Consider the following 18544-nt stretch of genomic DNA (forward strand, 5'->3'; position numbering starts at 1 on the left):
ACGTCATCTATTTGTGCGCGTTACGCACAGCCACGAACAAATCGTGTGCTATAAAAAAGCTTATCGCGCACCGCGCGACAACAAAAATCAATAGGCGAAACTTATCAAAAAAACTAGGCAAACGGCTTTGAACTCGTGTACAGCCCCACACTCCGCGGCAGCGACCCTAGCTGTCGGCCCTCCCGTTCGCGATCTCCGTCGCAGCACCCATGGATGATGCACACGATTCCGCGCGCGCGACCATCAATGCGCGCGATCTCCTCGATGCATATGGCGGCGAAGCGGCCTTCGTGGTGGATACCGACGACCCCAGACAGCCCATCGTCGACTGCAATGCCGCGTTATGCCGATTGTATGGATACACACGCGATACGCTTTGCGGCAACAGCTGGCTGGCCCTGCATCTGGGCCCGACCGATGGGGAGGCGCAGCATCGGCTTGTGGATCAAGGCCGCGCGGCCGTAACGGACCGCTCGCCTTGCGTACTGACGCTCACCGGCTACCGGCACGATGGACAAACGCTGCGCGCGCATCTGCGATTGATTAAGCTCGATTATCCTGACGAGGCGGGCGGAAGCCGTTACATGGGCGGCATCGAAACCGATGTGACCGCATTGTATCGAGCCCATCGAATCGTAGACGATCAGCGGCGACTATTGACCACTCGCTCCGCAATCCAGCATCTGATCGCTCGCCGCCCGTCGCCCGAACACCTGTTTCAGGCCACCTGCGAAACATTGATGCGTCGGATGCCGGAGCTATTGGCCTGGATCAGCACACCGGATTCCGAGCGTACACGACTGCTCGCCACCGCAGGTCCAGAGCACCCTCCGGCACCCGTCGCAGTCGACGGCGTGCCTTTTGGCACGGCGCAGAGCGGACACCCGGTCGGCGACTGCTTCACCAGTGGGCACGCACATCAAGTACACGATCTCATGAATCATCCCGCGATGGACGGCTGTCGCGACTGGGCACAACGCGCCGACATGCGCGCGATGCTCGCATTACCCATCAGACACGCGAACCATGGCGGTGGCGTACTCTCACTCTTCGCACAAGAACCTGGCTACTTCAACGACGAACTGATCCGCTGTTGCGAGGGGATCGGCGAGGCACTCGAACTCGGTCTGCAAGCACTTGAACGCGACCGCGAGCTGCGTCTGACCCGCGACTTCTACGCGGCCCTGTCGGAAATCAATCAGCTCATCACTCGCCACCCCGAACCCGAAGCCCTGTTCAAGGGCATCTGCAACCTGATTTTCGCCCATGCCAGCATGGACGCGATCTGGATCGGCTTGCTCGAGCCTGATCAACGTATCCGCGTTGTCGCCAGCGCTATCGCGCCCGACATCGATTTCGATCCCTACGCACTCGATCTTTCCGCAGATACGGATCGCCCCAATGGACAGGGTTCCGCCGGTTGCGCCATTCGTACCGGGCACATGCAGGTCGTCGAGGATCTGGTGCAGGCCGTAGGATTCAAACACTGGCACGATGTACATCGGCGCAGCAACCTGCGCGCAGTCGCCGCCTTTCCGTTCACGCGCCGCGGCGCGACCATCGGTGTGGTCAGCGTCAGCTCACGCCGGCCAGGCTTGTTCAGCGCGCCACTGGTCGATCTCCTGCAACGCTTGTCGCACAACATCAGTTTCGGGCTGGACGACTATGATCGCGACCGCGATCTCGAATATCTCGCGCTGCACGACCCCCTGACCGGCCTGCATAATCGATCCGCCTTCCAGGATCGTCTGCGCCTCGCTCTGGACGAATCCGGTCGCCAACCGAATCCTAGCGCCGTGGCGCTGCTTGATCTCGACACCTTCAAGGAGGTCAACGACCAGCACGGCCACAACGCCGGCGACCATCTCCTGATCGAAATTGCGCAACGCCTCAAACCCGCCGTGCGCGCGGGCGACACCGTCGCTCGCCTGGGTGGAGACGAATTCGGCGTGCTGCTCCCACATGTGCAGGATGCCGATACCCTGCGCACCGTACTCGAACGCATTCTTACCGAGGTCGCCCGCCCAATTGTCCTGCCCGACGGCAGCCGGCATACCATCGGCGTTAGCATCGGCGTCGTCATCGCAAACCACGGTATGTCACTCGAAGATCTGCTCAAACGCGCCGACTACGCCCTGTACCGGGTGAAAAACCGGGGCGGACAGGGCTATGCCTTCTTCGATCAGACGCTAGAGGCCGAGGTAAACTCACGCAATCGCGTTCGCCGCGACTTCGTCCGCGCGCTGGATGAGCACGCCGTAATTCTGCACTACCAGCCGCAGATGGACCTCGAACGCAACTGCATTCATGGCGCCGAGGTGCTAGTGCGCTGGCAGGATGGCGACGAGCTTCTTCACCCCGCCAGCTTCATCGATGAGGTCGAATCCGACACCGGGCTTGCCTGTGAACTCGGCCACAATGTGCTTGAGCGCGCGGCCACGCAGATCGACGACTGGCTAGCCGCCGGCGAGGACTACCGCCTGAGCGTCAACATCGGCCTCAAACATCTCTCCAGCAGCCGCTTCCCGGACGATATCGAGCGTGTGATCACGCGGCATCCCCAAGCCATCGGCCGACTGAACATCGAGATCACGGAGCGCGCCGCCCTGCATAGCCCGGAACGTGCCCGACAGCACCTCGAGTGGGCCGCGTCACGCGGCATCGCGGCCCATCTGGATGATTTCGGTACCGCTTACGCTTCGCTCGAATGGTTACAGACCTTGCCAATCGCCGGCATCAAGCTCGATGTCAAGTTCGTGCGTGGCATCCTGCAGGATAGCCACAACCTCGCTATCGCCACCTCGATGAGCGTGCTCGCCTCGCTCGAAGGCCTGCAGCTGGTCGCCGAAGGCATCGAGAATCGCGCCGAACGCGACATCCTGCTGGATTTGGGAATTACCCTGGGGCAGGGCTATTTTTTCAGCCCGGCGCTGCCCGCCGGCGATTTCACGGACTGGGCGCGCGCGTACTCATCCGAACACGAAGCCCTGGACCCCAGGCGGGCACCCTTTCAGGATTATCTCGGGCTACAAGTGCTGCTCTCGCAGATTGCTGCGGCCGTCCACCTCTTCGAGCTCGCCCTGGAGCCAAGACGCCCTCCGCCCGTGCTCGAATACCTGCTCAAACCCGCAAAGCTACCCTTGTATCGCTGGCTGGAGCGCCATGCCTCGAGCTGCGGTCATCAGATCGGCTTTACACGCATCCAGACCGCGTTCGAACGACTCCACGAACACGCGCTGCAAACGCTGCAGGTCTGGCGTCACGATCCTACTGCGCTGAGCCCCGCGCACATCGACACGCTACAGACATTGCTCGCTGAGCTGCGCGAATACGCCTGCTGCTTCCTGCTCACGTGTAACGGATCGCCATCGTCGGGCAACGATTGAGCCTCCGCACATCTTGCAATGCACGAAAACGACAAGGCCCCGGCGTTTCCGCCAGGGCCTTGTCGTCGTGACCGAATTGGTCGGAGTGAAAGGATTCGAACCTTCGACCCCTGCCTCCCGAAGGCAGTGCTCTACCAAGCTGAGCTACACTCCGAACTGTTTTTTGATCGACCTCAAGAGTCCCGCTCGACGGCAACGCGCGTCAGCGCAATCAGCGCCTCCTTATAAGGGGAATCCTGCAGGACATCGAGCTGTGATACGGCTAGCCGCGCCTCGCGGCGCGCAATCGACTCAGTGTACGCAATGGCGCCCGTCGATTCAATGGCCACGAGCACTTCGTCAAGGTGATCAAGGCCACCCTGCTCAATGGCCTCGCGGATCACCCTGCGCTGCTCCGCATCGCCGGCCCGCATCGCATGAATCAGCGGCAACGTCGGCTTGCCCTCGGCCAAGTCGTCACCCACATTCTTACCCATCTGCTCGGCGGAGGCGCGATAGTCGAGTACATCGTCGACCAGCTGAAAGGCGGTGCCCGCATGCTTGCCGTATGCCGCCAGCGCACACTCTTCCTGCTCCGTACGCCCCGCCAGTACCGCACCGATCTGCGTGGCCGCCTCGAAGAGTTTGGCGGTCTTGGAGTGGATAACCTCCATGTAACTCGCCTCGGTCGTGTCGGGATCGTTACAGTTGAGCAACTGCAGCACCTCGCCCTCGGCGATGGTGTTGGTTGCCTGAGCAAGAATGTCCATAATGCGCATACTGCCCAGATCGACCATCATCTGGAAGGCGCGGGTATACAGAAAATCCCCCACCAGCACCGCCGCTTCATTGCCCCAGATCGCATTGGCGGTCTCGCGGTTGCGCCGCAGTTTGGAGTCGTCGACCACGTCGTCATGCAGTAGGGTCGCGGTATGAATCAGCTCGACAATTGCGGCCAGCCCGATGTGACCGTCGCCCTGATAATCGCAAGCCTTGGCGCTTAGCAGCGCTAACAGAGGCCGCAACCGCTTGCCGCCGCTGTTCACGATATAGCCGCCGAGCTGGTTGATGAGGGCCACGTCGGAACGCAAATGTCGGATGATGTGCGCATCGACAGACTGCATCTCGGCTTCAACCAACAGACGTATAGCGCTCAGCTCCATGACGGATTCGGCCTAGCCAGGGTAATGGGAATAAGTGGAAGTTAGTATTGGCGCGGTCCGCGCATGCTAGGGAGGGGGCGACGGGGTGTCAAGCGTATACTCCCACCCCAAACAGACGTGGGCATTGACCCTGATCATGGCGCGGGCTAGAATTCCGCCTCTTTTTTGACAGCAGTTGCGGAGAAACAAACATGTACGCGGTGATCGCTACGGGCGGCAAGCAATACCGGGTCGCGGAAGGCGACGTCATCCAGGTCGAACGCCTGGCCGTGGACGTTGGCAACGAGATCGAATTCGACAAGGTGCTGATGGTCGGCGCCGGCGAGGACGTCACCGTGGGCGCGCCCTACATTGATGGCGGCAAGGTTTCTGCAACGGTGCGCAATCATGGCCGCGGCGAGAAGATCGTGATCATCAAGATGCGTCGACGCAAGCATCATCGCAAGCAGATGGGGCACCGCCAGGACTATACCGAAGTCCAGATCGGCGCCATCAAGGGCTGAACGGCGACACACCAGAGGTAACGAGAAATGGCACATAAAAAAGCAGGCGGCAGCACGCGTAACGGCCGCGATTCAGAATCCAAGCGACTGGGCGTGAAGCGCTTCGGTGGCCAGATTGTCTCCGCCGGCAACATTATCGTGCGCCAGCGCGGCACGCAGTTCCATCCCGGCCTGAACGTCGGCCTGGGGCGCGACCACACCCTGTTTTCCAAAATTGATGGCGAGGTCAAATTCGTTATCAAGGGCCCCAAGAATCGCAGGTACGTCAACGTACTACCTGCCTGAGCCCACCCGCGGGCTGGTTCTCGGAAAGCCCCGCTCCGGCGGGGCTTTCGCGTATGCGTGGTGCTCAAACACTTGCATGATTACCCGCACCGACAGATGCTAACGACATGAAGTTCGTAGACGAAGCCCGTATCAAGGTACAAGCCGGCGACGGCGGAAACGGCTGCGTCTCGTTCCGGCGCGAGAAGTACATTCCCTTCGGCGGCCCCAACGGCGGCGACGGTGGCGACGGCGGTACAATCTATCTGGTTGCCGACAGCGCCCTCAATACGCTGAGCGACTTCCGCCACCGGCGCTTCTTCCAAGCTGAGCGCGGCCATAACGGCATGGGGCGTGACAAGACGGGGCGCATGGGCAGCGATCTCGAAATCCCGGTACCCGTCGGCACCGTGGTGCGCGACGCGGACACCGGAGAATTGATCGGGGATCTCGTCCGCGACAAGCAGCGCCTCAAGGTCGCCCAGGGTGGCTTCCGCGGTCTCGGCAATAGTCACTTCAAGAGCTCGACCAACCGCACGCCGCGCCAATCAACCCCGGGCAGCCCCGGCGACCTGCGCATGCTCGAACTGGAGCTCAAGGTGCTCGCCGATGTAGGCCTTCTCGGCCTGCCCAACGCGGGCAAATCGACTCTGATCAGCCAGATTTCACACGCCCGCCCGAAAATCGCCAACTACCCCTTCACTACGCTGCACCCCAATCTGGGCGTGGTCGACGTCGGGCCGCTGGAAAGCTTCGTGATGGCCGACATCCCCGGCTTGATCGAGGGTGCCGCCGAAGGCGCCGGGCTGGGGCATCGTTTTCTCAAACATCTACAACGCACACGCCTGCTGCTGCATCTGGTCGACATCGCACCGGTCGATCCCGACCACGCACCTCTGGACGACGTACGCACTGTTGTGGCCGAGCTGGAGAAATTCAGTCCCGACCTGGCCTGTCGACCGCGCTGGCTCGTCTGCAATAAATCAGATGCCCTCCCTCCTGACGAAGCAGAAGCTCGCTGCGCCGCATTGGCGGAGGCGATAGACTGGCAGGCTCCGCGTTACTGCATTTCCGCTGCGACCGGCGCCGGCACCGCTGAACTGACCCATGCGATCATGGCGCACCTTAAGCAAACCCGCGCGCAGATGGGCGACACGCCCCTAGAAGAAGTGGACGAAGAGGACGATGAAGACGCCTGAGCCGACGCGCGGCTACCGCTGGGTTGTCAAAATCGGCAGCTCGCTACTGACCGCGGACGGGCGTGGCCTCGATCATGCGGCACTGGCCGACTGGGCCGATCAAATCGCGCAGCTGCGTAACGACGGCAAGCAAATCGTACTGGTATCGTCAGGGGCAGTTGCCGAAGGCATGAATCGACTTGGCTGGAAATCCAGACCAAGCGCCCTGCACCAGCTACAGGCTGCTGCCGCAGTCGGTCAAATGGGGCTGATACAGGCCTATCAGGACCAGTTCTCACGCCAGGGACTGCTCGCCGCACAGGTACTACTCACCCACGACGACCTGGTCGATCGCCGCCGCTATCTCAATGCCCGCAGTACCCTGCGTGCGCTGCTGGCACTCGGCGCCATCCCCATCGTGAACGAAAACGATACCGTGGCGGCCGACGAGATCCGCTTCGGCGACAACGACACCCTCGGCGCACTGGTCGCCAATCTGGTGGAGGCCGACCTACTCGTCATCCTCACCGATCAACGCGGCCTGTTCGACCGCGACCCGCGCCAGCATGCAGATGCCACTCTGATCGCCGAAGCCCAGGCTAGCGATCCGTGCCTGCAGGGCTATGCCGCCAGTGGTGTAGGCAGCCTGGGGCGCGGCGGCATGGCCACTAAGGTTTCTGCGGCGCGCCGCGCCGCGCGCTCGGGCGCCGCGACCATCATCAGTGCCGGACGCGAGCCGGACGTATTACTGCGACTAGCAGCCGGCGAGCGCTTGGGTACGCTGCTGCGTCCAGACAAAGAGCCGCTCGCGGCCCGCAAGCAATGGATCGCAAGCCAGCTCAAACTGCACGGTGAGGTCTGGGTCGACGTCGGCGCTGCAAATGCCCTGTGCGCCGCAGGGCGCAGCCTGCTGCCGGTGGGCGTGACCGAAGTACGTGGGAAATTCGCGCGTGGAGAAGTGGTCTCGGTCAGGAACACCGAGGGCCAGGAAATCGCGCGCGGACTGATCAATTACGACGCGGCGGAGACGCGGCGCATCATGCGCCTGCCAAGCGAGAGCATTGAGCCGACACTGGGTTACGTCGATGAGCCCGAGCTGATACACCGCGATAATCTGGTGTTGATCTAAATCCCACAAGCACGATCACAACAACACGGGGTCATCAGAACATCCCACGCGTCATCGGCTCGTGGGAAACGCGAAGAGGCCTTGGCAGCGCTAACTGCCAAGGCCTCTTCGTTGCGGCATGCCCGAGCGCGACGCGCTCGGGGGCGCATCACATCGCGCGGATACGTGCGTTCAGGCGGCTCTTGTGACGAGCGGCCTTGTTCTTGTGCACCATACCCTTGTTCACCGAACCATCGATCACCGGCATCGCAGTCTGGAACGCCTGCTGAGCAGATGTCTTGTCGCCACTCTGGATGGCCTTGAGCACCTTTTTCACCGCGGTCCGCAGGCGCGACATGAGGGCCATGTTGCGTTCGCGGTGCACCAGGGCCTGACGGGCGCGTTTGCGGGCAGAAGCGATATTGGCCAAGGTTAACTCCTTAAGGAATTCTGTATAAAGAAAGGTGCCGGATTATCCTTGCCTGGGCGCGGCATGTCAATCTAGGCGTCGGGCTTGCGCCTGGAGAGGCGCGTACTTATTGTGTCGGGCTCCCATCACCCCTCGGAGATCGCCCCCCTGAGCCGCAAGCTGTTCCGCTCCACCGCCGTCGTCAGCGCCATGACACTGGTTTCGCGCGTCTTCGGCTACCTGCGCGATATGGTTCTGGCGGTTTATTTCGGTGCCAACGGGGCCACGGACGCCTTCTTTGTCGCCTTCCGTATTCCCAATTTTCTGCGCCGATTGTTCGCAGAGGGTGCCTTTGCTCAGGCCTTCGTCCCCGTCTTCACCGAATACAAGGAGCACCGCACGGCCGCCGAGCTGCGCGAACTGCTTGCCCACACGGCGGGCACGCTTGCCAGTGTGCTCTTCGTCGTCACCGCGCTGGGCGTGCTCGGCGCGCCGCTGCTGATCTTTATCTTCGCGCCAGGCTTCACCGACAACCCCCATCAGTACGCCCTGGCCAGTGAGATGTTGCGCATCACCTTCCCCTATCTCTTGTTCATCGCGCTGACCGCACTCGCCGGCGGCGTACTCAACAGCTTCGGGCGCTTTGCCATCCCCGCGCTGACGCCGGTGCTGCTCAACCTCTCGCTGATCGGCGCCACCTTGTGGCTCGCACCGCATCTATCACAACCAGTCGTGGCGCTGTCCATCGGCGTCCTTGTCGCCGGCGTGCTCCAGCTTGCCTTCCAGTTACCTTTTCTGTTGCGCTTGGGTCTACTCCCGCGCCCGCGACTGTCGCGTACGCACGAGGGTGTACGCCGCATCATGCGCCTGATGCTGCCGGCGCTGTTCGGCTCCTCCGTAGTCCAGGTCAACCTGCTGTTCGACACCCTGGTCGCATCCTTTCTCGCCGCCGGCAGCATCTCCTGGCTGTACTATTCGGACCGCTTCGTCGAACTACCGCTGGCGCTATTCGGCATCGCCCTGGGCACCGTCATCCTGCCGCAACTCTCGCGCCACCGCGCCCAAGGCGAAACCGCGGGTTTCGAGGCCACGCTCGACTGGGCAATCCGCGTTGCACTGGTGATCGCCGTACCGGCGGCGCTTGGGCTTGCACTGCTCGCCGGCCCGATTCTGGCTGCACTCATTGAATATCGCGCCTTCAACGCCGAGGACGCGCGCATGGCCTCGATGAGCCTTGCAGCCTTCGCCACCGGTCTGCCCGCCTTCATGCTGATCAAGGTACTCGCGCCGGGATTTTATTCGCGCCAGGATACGCGTACCCCGGTACGCATCGGCATCGCCGCCATGCTGGTCAACATGGGCCTGACCGCGCTCATCGTCACACCGTGGTATTTGCTCAAACTCCCAGGCCCACACGCAGGTCTCGCACTATCGACCTCGCTCGCAGCCTATCTCAATGCGGGATTGCTTTACCGCGGCCTGCGTCGCGACGGCGTCTATTCGAAGCCGCGCTGGGCAGGGCTGTTCTGGCGGACTCTCGCAGCCAGCGCGGTCATGAGTGCGGTCTTGCTCTGGATGACGCCGCCACTGAGCGACTGGGCAGGCTGGGATGCGCCCCATCGCGTATTGCGACTCGGATTGATGATCGGAGCCGGCGCACTGGCTTACGGTATCCCACTGTGGCTGCTCGGCGTACGCCTACGCGGCTTGCTCGGACGCCCCGGTAGCTGAGGCGACCTCAACCCAGGCCGTAACGCCTGAGCTTGCGATAGAGCGTCCGCTCGCTGACACCAAGCGCCTCTGCCACCCGGCGCCGATGCCCATCGTGATGCGCCAGCAACTCAGCGATATAACGACTTTCCACGCGCTGTAAGGGCGCACCGCGCGAACCCTCCGCGGACGGCGCCTCGGATACAGCCCGCCGCTCGCGCGACACGTCGAGATCAATCTGGCCCGCATCGATCACGCCATCGGGCGACAGCGCGACCGCGCGCTGCAAGACGTTCTTGAGCTCTCGAATATTGCCCGGAAAGTCGTAACAGATCAGACAGTCGACCGCTTCGCGTGTCATATAGCAGGGCCGCCCATGCTCGCGACAGAGCTGATTGAGGAGCGCATCGGCCAAGGCGGGAATATCCTCGCGGCGCTCACGCAACGCGGGCAACGACACTACGATGCAGGCCAGCCGGTAGTAGAGATCCTCGCGGAAACTGCCCTCGTCCACACGTTGACGCAGATCTCGATTGGTGGCCGCGACTACCCGCACGTCCGCATGAAGCAGATTGCGTCCACCGACCCGCCGGAACTCGCCCGTTTCGAGCACGCGCAGCAACTTGGCCTGCAGCTCCAGCGGCAGCTCACCCACTTCGTCGAGAAACAACGTGCCCTTGTCGGCCTGCTCGAACAGGCCGGGGCGACGCCCAACGCTGCCGGTAAAGGCGCCACGCTCGTGACCGAACAACTCGGCCTCAAAAAGATTGCCATTGAGCGTGGTGCAGTCGACCGTGACCAAAGGCCCTTCGGCGCGTGGGCTACGATGGTGGATAAAGCGCGCGGCCAGTTCCTTGCCCACGCCACTCTCGCCCTGCAACAGCACGCCGGCCTGACTCGCCGCCGACTGTCCAAGCTGCTGCAGCATGCGCAGATAGCGGGGCGAGAAGCCGATCATGCGGCCTTCGCAGCCATGCGCCTCGGGTGTAGCGAGGCGCTCGATGGATTCGCCCAGCCACAATTGCCCATCGATGCCGCGTATGGCATGACCGCGAATGCGCACCTGCTCGGCCTGACCGCGGGCGTCGTAGTGTGTGTGTAGCACCTCATGAGTCTCGCCGGTCGCGAAGACCTGGCGATGGGGGCAATCCTCGCCATTGAGATGGCAAGGTCGGTCGAGGCGATGGGACACCTCGTAGCAATGGCGCCCGACCACGTCGGCATGCTCGTCAAGTCCATAGACTCGCCGGTAGGCGAGATTGGCGGCGACCAGCCGGTATTCCTCATCGATCAGTACGAAGGGGTGATCCTGGGCATCGATCAGCGATTGCGTCAGATTCGCTCCCATTTCCGTGGGGATCGTATGGCTCGGACGTTGTTGCGGAAAGCGGGGTGTTGTCATGACAACTCCGTCAGTATGACCTGACAAAAGTGACGGCGGCAGGTTCAGCATACCCCCAAAGCCCTGCTCCGTCAGCCACACCACGTTGGCACAAGTCTTGAGTGCAGTTGTACTGATCGTCCGCATTGAACTGGAGTCGCAACCATGGAAAGGATCTGCATCCTCGTCACCTCGGGTAGCCGCGAAAAGCTGCAAATGGCCGGCATGCTGGCATCGGTCGGCGCGGTGAGCGGTAGCGAGGTACTCGTTTTCTTGTCGATGAATGCCTTGACGCCCTTCGTCAAAGATCGCATCGACGACATTCCCGCCGAGGGCGAGCTAGGTCAGTTGATCCTGGACAAACAGGCGCCCCCCTTTCTCCAACTTTTTGAACAGGCCGTCGAACTGGGTGACGCCAAGGTTCACCCCTGCTCGATGGCGATGGATGTCTTGGGCGTGGGTCGCGACGATCTGCTGCCGTTTCTCGGTGCCCCACTTGGGTTAACCAAATTCCTGAGCGAGGCACAGGGCGCACAGACCTGGAGTTTCTGATAACCGCATGGAGAGCCGGCATGGCCGAAAAACATCAGATCGACGCCCGCGGCAGCTATTGCCCGGGGCCTCTCATGGAACTCATCGCACGTATCAAACAGGCCGAAATTGGCGATGAACTGGAGGTGTTATCCACCGACGAAGGCTCGGCCAACGACATCCCTGAATGGGTGAAAAAGGTCGGTCACGAAATGATCGAAAGTTTCCAGGCCGATGGGGTCTGGCACGTCGTTATCCGCAAGGTGAAGTAGTCCCCCGGCGTACGCCCCACGCCGGCAAACCGAAAAAGCATAACGCGACAGCCAAAGGAGTAAGCCATGAAGATACTGATCGTAGGCGGTGGGATGGGCGGCACCATTCTCGCCAACAACCTCGCAAGGCGCCTCAAGCACGAACTCAAGCAGGGCAAGTCGCACATCACCATGCTCTCTGCCTCCGAGCAGCACATGTATCAACCGGGCCTGCTCTATGTCTGTGTCGGACGCATGGCGACCGACGAACTATATCGCGAGCAGACCTCTCTGCTCGAACCGGAAATCGAGTTCCACGTCGACCCGGTGACCGGCTTCCAGCTCGATCAGAACGAAGTCACCACGCAATCCGGCAAGACCTATGGCTACGATCTGCTGGTGATCGCCACCGGCTCGCGCGCGATGCCGGAAAGCGTCCCCGGTCTGGCCGAAAATTCGGTCAACTGCTACACCGAGGCCAACGCAGTCGAGATGTGGCGCCAAGTGCGCGACTTCCAGGGTGGCACCGTAACCATCGCCGTCGGCGTGCCGCACAAGTGCCCGATGGTCCCGCTGGAGGTCACCTTCGTGCTCCACGACTATTTCAAGGAGCGCGGCATTCTCGACAAGGTCAAATTCCAGTACACCTACCCGATCGGTCGCATCCATTCGCTGGCACCCGTTGGCGAATGGGCCAAGGGCGAATTTGATCGCATGGGCATCCAGTACGAAACACTGTTCAATATGAAAGAAATCGATGGCGCCAACCACGTCGTACATAGCGAGGAGGGCACTCAGAGTCATTACGACCTGCTGGTCGCCGTGCCACCGCACAAGGGCATGGCCGTGATCGAGGAAAACGGTCTCGGCCAGAGCGGCTGGATTCCCACCGACCGTCACAGCCTGAAAATGGAAGGCCGCGATAACGTCTACGTACTCGGTGACACCACCAATCTGCCGATCTCCAAAGCCGGCTCCACGGCTCACTTCGAAGCCGAGGTACTGGCCGAGAACATCGCCGCGATCATCAAGCTCGGTGGGCCGGTACGCGACTACGACGGCAAGGTGTTCTGCTTCATTGAGGCCGGCAGTAACCGCGCCACCTATGCCATGTTCAATTACACACAACCACCGGCACCCAGGGCTCCGAACCGCGCGGTGCACTGGTTCAAGATGGCCTACAACCAGCTTTATTGGGCCTCCGCCCGTGGCTTGCTGTGAGGAGCGCATCATGACCGAAACCGCAGATAAGACCGCGAACACGCGGGTACGGGTCGAGGCGCTGATCGGCGAGCTGGTCGACAACGGCGATCTCGACAGCCTGGTGCACCTGGCACGCCTCGTCGGCGCCGCGCAGGACGCGCTCACCGACGACATGGTGGGCCGGCTCGCCGGGCTAGCTGGCGACAGCCTCGACATGCTCGACCGGGTCAATCGCAGCGGCGTGATTCGCGCCCTGCCAGCCATCGCTGCCATGGTCGATAACGGCGACCTGGAGCGCATCACCCATTTAGCCCGCCTACTCGGTTCCGCCGAGGACGCGCTCACCGACGATATGATCGGGCGACTTGCGGGACTGGCCGGCGACGGGCTTGCGCTGCTCGACCGCATCACCCGCTCGGATGGTATCCCGCGTCTGCTCGGCCTGATCGAGCGCGTCGAGGTGCAGGACGCACTGGCCGCCTTGCTCGAAGCGCTCGCCACCAGTCGTAGTGAGCAGCGCGAACCTACGAGTGGCGGCCTGGGCGAGATGCTACGCCTCGCCCGCGACCCCCAGACACACGAAGCCCTGCGCTTCATGGTCAACCTGACGGGACACCTCAACAAGCGCTGAAGCAAACCGATTAAAACCCGGGCAAAGGCACACGGATGTGCCACCCGGTCACCTTCGGCGGCATCATGGAAAGCCCTGAGTGGTATGGCCTGGTTGAGCCCATGCGCACATCGGTCGAGGATTGGGTGCATGGCATGGTCGCGGTGATCAATACGCTCGGCTGGAGCGTCTGGCGGGTCGAAAAACTCGTGCCGGGCAAGGAGCTGGTCGTGCGCATCTACAACGCCTATGAGGGCGTCGGCTACCGCCGGCTCTGCCCGCAGGCCGACGAAAAACAGCTTTCCTTTCTGGCACAGGGCGCCGTACGCGGACTCGCCCATCTATTCTGGAAAATCGATATCCGCGATCGCCCCGGTCTGGGAGAGGATTTCTATTTCAGCGTATTCAATAATCCGGAAGGCTACTGGAACGTCGAACAGACGCATGCCATTGCCTGCGGCGACGCCTACGACCGAATCGTCACCACCCTCTAGAACGCACATGGCGCATGGATGTCTAAAAACACCCAAGGCTGCGTATAATCAAGCTCTTTGCCTTCTTTGGGGGGATGGTCGGCGCCAATGGAACTCATCCGCGGCGAACACAACCTGCGACCGCAGCATCGAGGCTGCGTCGCGACCATCGGCAACTTCGATGGCGTGCATCTCGGGCATCAGGCCATCCTGGACCAGCTCAGGCATGAAGCCGCTGTCCGTGGCCTGCCCAGCCTCGTCATCACCTTCGAGCCCCTGCCGCACGAATTCTTCCGTGGCGCCAGCGCACCAGCACGCCTGACCGGCCTGCGCGAGCGCCTGCGCCAATTCGCCCTTCACGGCATCGACCGCGTCCTGCTACTACGCTTCGACCAGCATCTGGCCGACCTTGAAGCCAACCGCTTCGTCGAGCGCATTCTCGTCGAAAGACTTGGCATCCGCGCCATGTTGGTCGGCGATGACTTCCGCTTCGGGCGCGACCGCGCAGGCGACTTCGCCAGCTTGCGTCAGGCCGGCGAAGATCACGTCTTCGAGGTTATCCGCCGCGAGACCTACGACCTCGGCGGCGAGCGCGTCAGCAGTACACGCATACGCCAAGCACTTGCCGCGAGCGACCTCGATACCGCACGCGAACTGCTCGGCCGCCCCTATACCCTGAGCGGACGGGTACGCCACGGAGACGCCCGTGGCCGCACCATCGGCTTTCCTACCGCCAACATCGCCCTGCCCACCGGACACAGCCCGTTGCGTGGCGTCTTTGCCGTCACCGTCACCTCCGAGGAGGGACTCAGCGCCAACGGTGTCGCCAACATCGGCACCCGCCCGACGGTGGACGGTTTGCACGCACTGCTGGAGGTGCATGTACTGGCCTTCGACGGCAACCTGTACCACCAGCACCTATGCGTGGCCCTGCAACGCAAGATCCGCGATGAGCAACGCTTCGAATCCCTGGACGCCCTGGTCCACCAAATACGCCGAGACGCCAGCCTCGCTGAAGCGCTGCTGGCGCAAACCTCCTGAAACGACGACAACCGGCAGATACCCGTGACCGATTACAAACAAACGCTCAATCTCCCGAGCACCGACTTCCCCATGCGCGGCGACCTCGCCCGGCGCGAGCCCGAAACCCTCGCACGTTGGGCCGAGTTGGACATTTATCATCGGCTGCGCAAGGAACGCGCGGGACGCGAGCGTTTCATCCTGCACGATGGCCCGCCCTACGCCAACGGCGATATTCATATCGGCCACGCGGTGAACAAGGTCCTAAAAGACATCATCGTCAAGAGCCGTAGCCTCGACGGCCTCGACGCGCCCTACGTGCCCGGCTGGGACTGCCACGGCTTGCCCATCGAACACAAGGTGGAGCAGACCGTCGGCAAGGTGGGCGAGGGCATCGACCCGACCGCCTTCCGCAAGGCCTGCCGCGAATACGCCGCCGGCCAGATCGAGGGTCAGCGACGCGACTTCAAGCGCCTGGGGATCATCGGCGACTGGGATGCGCCTTATCTGACCATGAACTTCCGCACCGAGGCCGACATCATCCGCGCCCTCGGCCGCACCATAGCGCGTGGCCATGTGATCAAGGGTTACAAGCCGGTGCACTGGTGCGTGGACTGCGGCTCGGCGCTGGCCGAGGCCGAGGTCGAATACGAAGACAAAACCTCGCCGGCGATCGACGTTCGCTTCACCGTCGTCGATCCCGAAGGCTTGCTCGCGCGCTGCGAAACCGAGGGCACGGGCTCCGGCCCCCTGTCGGTGGTCATCTGGACCACCACACCGTGGACCCTGCCGGCCAACCAGGCCGTGGCCCTGCACGCCGAACTGGAATACGCAGTGATCGACTGCAAGGGTCCGAACGGCCAAGAACGCCTGCTGCTGGCCACCGAGCTCGCCGAATCCGCCCTACAGCGCTGGGGCATCGAGACCTGGCACATCGTCGCCCGCTGCCGCGGCGCCGACTTGGAACATCTGCGACTACGTCACCCCTTCATCGAGCGCGAGGTACCGATTATCCTCGGCGAGCACGTCACCCTCGACGCCGGTACCGGCGCCGTGCACACCGCTCCCGGCCATGGCCAAGAGGACTACGTCGCCGGCCTTCGCTACGGGCTCGATGCCGATCATCCCGTTGGCTCCGATGGACGCTTCCGTGAGGGCACACCGTATTTCGCGGGCGAACGCGTATTCGAGGCCAACACTCACGTCATCGAGGTGCTGCGCGAGCGCGGCGCGCTGATGCATGCCGAAAAGCTGCGCCACAGCTACCCGCATTGCTGGCGCCACAAGACCCCGCTGATCTTCCGCGCCACGCCACAGTGGTTCATCAGCATGGACAAAGAAGGGCTTCGTCAGACCGCGCTCGACGCCTTGCCCGACATCCAGTTCACGCCCGAATGGGGCCGCGACCGTCTCGCCGGCATGGTGGCCAACCGCCCCGACTGGTGCATCTCCCGCCAGCGCAACTGGGGCGTGCCGCTGGCCCTGTTCGTGCACCGCGAAACTGGGGCGCTGCACCCCGATACCCCGCGCCTGGTCGAGGCCGTCGCCGAACGCGTCGAGCAAAGCGGCGTGGACGCTTGGTTCGACCTTGATGCCACCGACATCCTCGGGGCCGAAGCCAGCGACTACGAAAAGGTCACCGACATCCTTGACGTGTGGTTCGACTCCGGCACCACCCACGCCAGCGTGCTCGACCGCCGCCCCGAACTGGGCTTTCCCGCGAACCTCTATCTCGAAGGCTCCGATCAGCACCGCGGCTGGTTCCAGTCCTCGCTGCTCGCTTCTGTAGCGATGCGCGGCGTTGCGCCCTACCGCGGCGTGCTCACCCACGGCTTCACCGTGGACGAGAAGGGCCGCAAGATGTCCAAGTCGCTCGGCAATACGGTCTCGCCGCAAAAGCTGTTCAATAGCCTTGGCGCGGACATCATCCGTTTGTGGGTTGCCTCCGGCGACTACCGCCGCGAGATCGCCGTCTCCGACGAAATCCTCAAGCGGATGTCCGACGCCTACCGGCGCATCCGCAACACCGCGCGCTTCCTGCTCGCCAACCTCGTCGGTTTCGACCCGACCACCAATCTCATCGCGCCCGCGGATCTGCTGCCGTTGGATGCCTGGATCTGCAGCCGCGCCGCCGCCCTGCAGACCGAGTTGCGCGAAGCCTATACACGCTACGAATTCCACCTGATCTACCAGAAGGTACACAACTTCTGCTCGGTCGAGCTGGGCTCGCTGTATCTCGACATCATCAAGGACCGCCAGTACACCACCCAGGCGGACAGTCTGGCGCGGCGCTCGGCGCAGACCGCGCTATATCACCTCGCCGAGGCACTACCGCGCTGGCTAGCGCCGATTCTGAGCTTCACGGCAGACGAAATCTGGCGTCACCTGCCGGGTGAGCGTGCCGAATCCGTCCTGCTCGCCACTTGGTATGAATTCCCGGCGGGGCTGGCAGACGGCAGCGTGCTGCCCGCGGCCATGGGACCGGATTACTGGGAGGCAGTGATCGAGGTGCGCGAGATCGTCAACAAGACCCTCGAAACCTTGCGCAAGGACGGGGCCATCGGCGCCAATCTCGATGCCGAGGTCACCTTGTTCTGTGGCGAACGGACCGCCGACCTGCTCGAACGTCTTGGCGAGGAACTGCGCTTCGTGCTCATCACCTCCGAGGCAACCGTCAGTCGTGCGCAGGCCCCCGCCGAGGCCACAGCCCAAGCGCTCGCCAACGGCGAAACGCTGCACCTGCTCGCCATCGGCAGCGCCCACACCAAGTGCTCGCGATGCTGGCACCACCGGGCCGATGTCGGCACCGATACAACCCACCCAGAATTGTGCGGCCGCTGTATCGAAAACATCGCCGGCAGCGGCGAGACTCGGCACTTCGCATGAAGCGCCGAGGCCTGCATTGGCTATGGCTGAGCGTAGCCGTCATCGGCTTCGACCAGCTGAGCAAGTGGCTGGCGCTGCAGGGGCTACCCTACGGCCAGCCCCTGTCGATACTGCCCGGCTTCAACCTCACGTTGGTATTCAACACGGGCGCGGCCTTTAGCATGCTCAGCGGCGCAGGCGGCTGGCAGCGCTGGCTGTTCATCGCTCTGGCCATGATCGTCGCCGTGACACTGATCACTTGGCTGGCCCGGCTCGGACCACGCGAACGCTGGGCCGGCGCCGCCGTGTCGCTGATCCTTGGCGGCGCGCTGAGCAACGCCCTAGACCGCATCCTGCGCGATCACGTGATCGATTTTATCGACGTCTACTATCACCAATGGCACTGGCCGGTCTTCAACCTGGCGGATTCCGCCATCACCCTAGGCGCGGCCATACTGGTCGCGCGTACGCTATTCCGCCGCTGAATCACCGGGCCGGTTTGCCCGCCCT

The 18544-nt window shown here is 62.7% G+C and carries 17 protein-coding genes and 1 tRNA gene; 14 read left to right on the forward strand and 4 right to left on the reverse strand.

Features of this window, described 5'->3' with window-relative positions:
- Positions 1 to 209: 209 nt before the first annotated feature.
- On the forward strand, positions 210 to 3386 hold the full coding sequence (locus BI364_RS16645) for an EAL domain-containing protein (protein ID WP_070079690.1): 3177 nt from the start codon (positions 210 to 212) through the stop codon (positions 3384 to 3386).
- Positions 3387 to 3463: 77 nt separating this feature from the next.
- Here the strand turns inward: BI364_RS16645 and BI364_RS16650 are convergent.
- Both BI364_RS16650 and ispB read right to left on the reverse strand, forming a co-directional pair.
- A tRNA-Pro gene (locus tag BI364_RS16650) sits at positions 3464 to 3540 on the reverse strand.
- Positions 3541 to 3559: 19 nt separating this feature from the next.
- Positions 3560 to 4528, reverse strand: coding sequence for an octaprenyl diphosphate synthase (ispB, locus tag BI364_RS16655; protein WP_070079691.1), 969 nt, complete (start codon positions 4526 to 4528; stop codon positions 3560 to 3562).
- 191 nt (positions 4529 to 4719) lie between these two features.
- Between ispB and rplU the strand changes: the two genes are divergently transcribed.
- The 4 genes from rplU (at position 4720) to proB (ending at position 7602) form a co-directional block, all read left to right on the forward strand.
- Positions 4720 to 5031 carry a 50S ribosomal protein L21 gene (rplU, locus tag BI364_RS16660; protein WP_070079692.1) on the forward strand — a complete coding sequence of 104 codons (312 nt, stop codon included), beginning with the start codon at positions 4720 to 4722 and terminating at the stop codon, positions 5029 to 5031.
- 27 nt (positions 5032 to 5058) lie between these two features.
- The gene (rpmA, locus tag BI364_RS16665) at positions 5059 to 5316 is read left to right on the forward strand and encodes a 50S ribosomal protein L27 (RefSeq protein WP_070079693.1); all 258 of its coding nucleotides are present in this window, start codon (positions 5059 to 5061) and stop codon (positions 5314 to 5316) included.
- Positions 5317 to 5423: 107 nt separating this feature from the next.
- A complete protein-coding gene (gene cgtA / locus BI364_RS16670) occupies positions 5424 to 6494 on the forward strand; it encodes an Obg family GTPase CgtA (protein ID WP_070079694.1) in 1071 nt (356 codons plus the stop codon).
- Positions 6481 to 7602 carry a glutamate 5-kinase gene (gene proB / locus BI364_RS16675; RefSeq protein ID WP_070079695.1) on the forward strand — a complete coding sequence of 374 codons (1122 nt, stop codon included), beginning with the start codon at positions 6481 to 6483 and terminating at the stop codon, positions 7600 to 7602. The genes cgtA and proB overlap by 14 nt, the downstream gene beginning before the upstream one ends.
- A gap of 148 nt (positions 7603 to 7750) precedes the next feature.
- Here proB and rpsT read toward each other — a convergent pair whose 3' ends face one another.
- Complete coding sequence (gene rpsT / locus BI364_RS16680) at positions 7751 to 8011, reverse strand: 30S ribosomal protein S20 (RefSeq protein WP_070079696.1); 261 nt, start codon at positions 8009 to 8011, stop codon at positions 7751 to 7753.
- A gap of 111 nt (positions 8012 to 8122) precedes the next feature.
- On the opposite strand from rpsT, the gene murJ reads away from it, so the two are divergent.
- Positions 8123 to 9721, forward strand: coding sequence for a murein biosynthesis integral membrane protein MurJ (murJ, locus tag BI364_RS16685; protein WP_267887962.1), 1599 nt, complete (start codon positions 8123 to 8125; stop codon positions 9719 to 9721).
- A gap of 7 nt (positions 9722 to 9728) precedes the next feature.
- On the opposite strand, the gene BI364_RS16690 is transcribed toward murJ, so the two are convergent.
- Complete coding sequence (locus tag BI364_RS16690) at positions 9729 to 11102, reverse strand: sigma-54 interaction domain-containing protein (RefSeq protein ID WP_197495766.1); 1374 nt, start codon at positions 11100 to 11102, stop codon at positions 9729 to 9731.
- Between the two features lie 144 nt (positions 11103 to 11246).
- On the opposite strand from BI364_RS16690, the gene BI364_RS16695 reads away from it, so the two are divergent.
- The 8 genes from BI364_RS16695 (at position 11247) to lspA (ending at position 18519) form a co-directional block, all read left to right on the forward strand.
- On the forward strand, positions 11247 to 11633 hold the full coding sequence (locus BI364_RS16695; protein WP_070079698.1) for a DsrE/DsrF/DrsH-like family protein: 387 nt from the start codon (positions 11247 to 11249) through the stop codon (positions 11631 to 11633).
- Between the two features lie 20 nt (positions 11634 to 11653).
- Positions 11654 to 11884 carry a sulfurtransferase TusA family protein gene (locus tag BI364_RS16700; protein ID WP_070079699.1) on the forward strand — a complete coding sequence of 77 codons (231 nt, stop codon included), beginning with the start codon at positions 11654 to 11656 and terminating at the stop codon, positions 11882 to 11884.
- A 66-nt stretch (positions 11885 to 11950) separates the two neighbouring features.
- Positions 11951 to 13084, forward strand: coding sequence for an NAD(P)/FAD-dependent oxidoreductase (locus tag BI364_RS16705; RefSeq protein ID WP_070079700.1), 1134 nt, complete (start codon positions 11951 to 11953; stop codon positions 13082 to 13084).
- A 10-nt stretch (positions 13085 to 13094) separates the two neighbouring features.
- The gene (locus BI364_RS16710) at positions 13095 to 13697 is read left to right on the forward strand and encodes a hypothetical protein (RefSeq protein ID WP_070079701.1); all 603 of its coding nucleotides are present in this window, start codon (positions 13095 to 13097) and stop codon (positions 13695 to 13697) included.
- A 65-nt stretch (positions 13698 to 13762) separates the two neighbouring features.
- Positions 13763 to 14170 (forward strand): hypothetical protein, encoded by a 408-nt coding sequence (locus BI364_RS16715; protein WP_156782820.1) that lies wholly within the window; start codon positions 13763 to 13765, stop codon positions 14168 to 14170.
- An 87-nt stretch (positions 14171 to 14257) separates the two neighbouring features.
- Positions 14258 to 15190, forward strand: coding sequence for a bifunctional riboflavin kinase/FAD synthetase (gene ribF, locus BI364_RS16720; protein ID WP_070079703.1), 933 nt, complete (start codon positions 14258 to 14260; stop codon positions 15188 to 15190).
- A gap of 24 nt (positions 15191 to 15214) precedes the next feature.
- Positions 15215 to 18055, forward strand: a complete 2841-nt coding sequence (ileS, locus tag BI364_RS16725) for an isoleucine--tRNA ligase (protein WP_070079704.1) — start codon at positions 15215 to 15217, stop codon at positions 18053 to 18055.
- Positions 18052 to 18519: a signal peptidase II gene (gene lspA, locus BI364_RS16730; protein ID WP_070079705.1), complete on the forward strand. Its 468-nt coding sequence runs from the start codon at positions 18052 to 18054 to the stop codon at positions 18517 to 18519. The genes ileS and lspA overlap by 4 nt, the downstream gene beginning before the upstream one ends.
- The last annotated feature ends 25 nt before the right edge of the window (positions 18520 to 18544 follow it).

The sequence above is a fragment of the Acidihalobacter yilgarnensis genome (genome assembly GCF_001753245.1).
Lineage (GTDB): Bacteria > Pseudomonadota > Gammaproteobacteria > DSM-5130 > Acidihalobacteraceae > Acidihalobacter > Acidihalobacter yilgarnensis.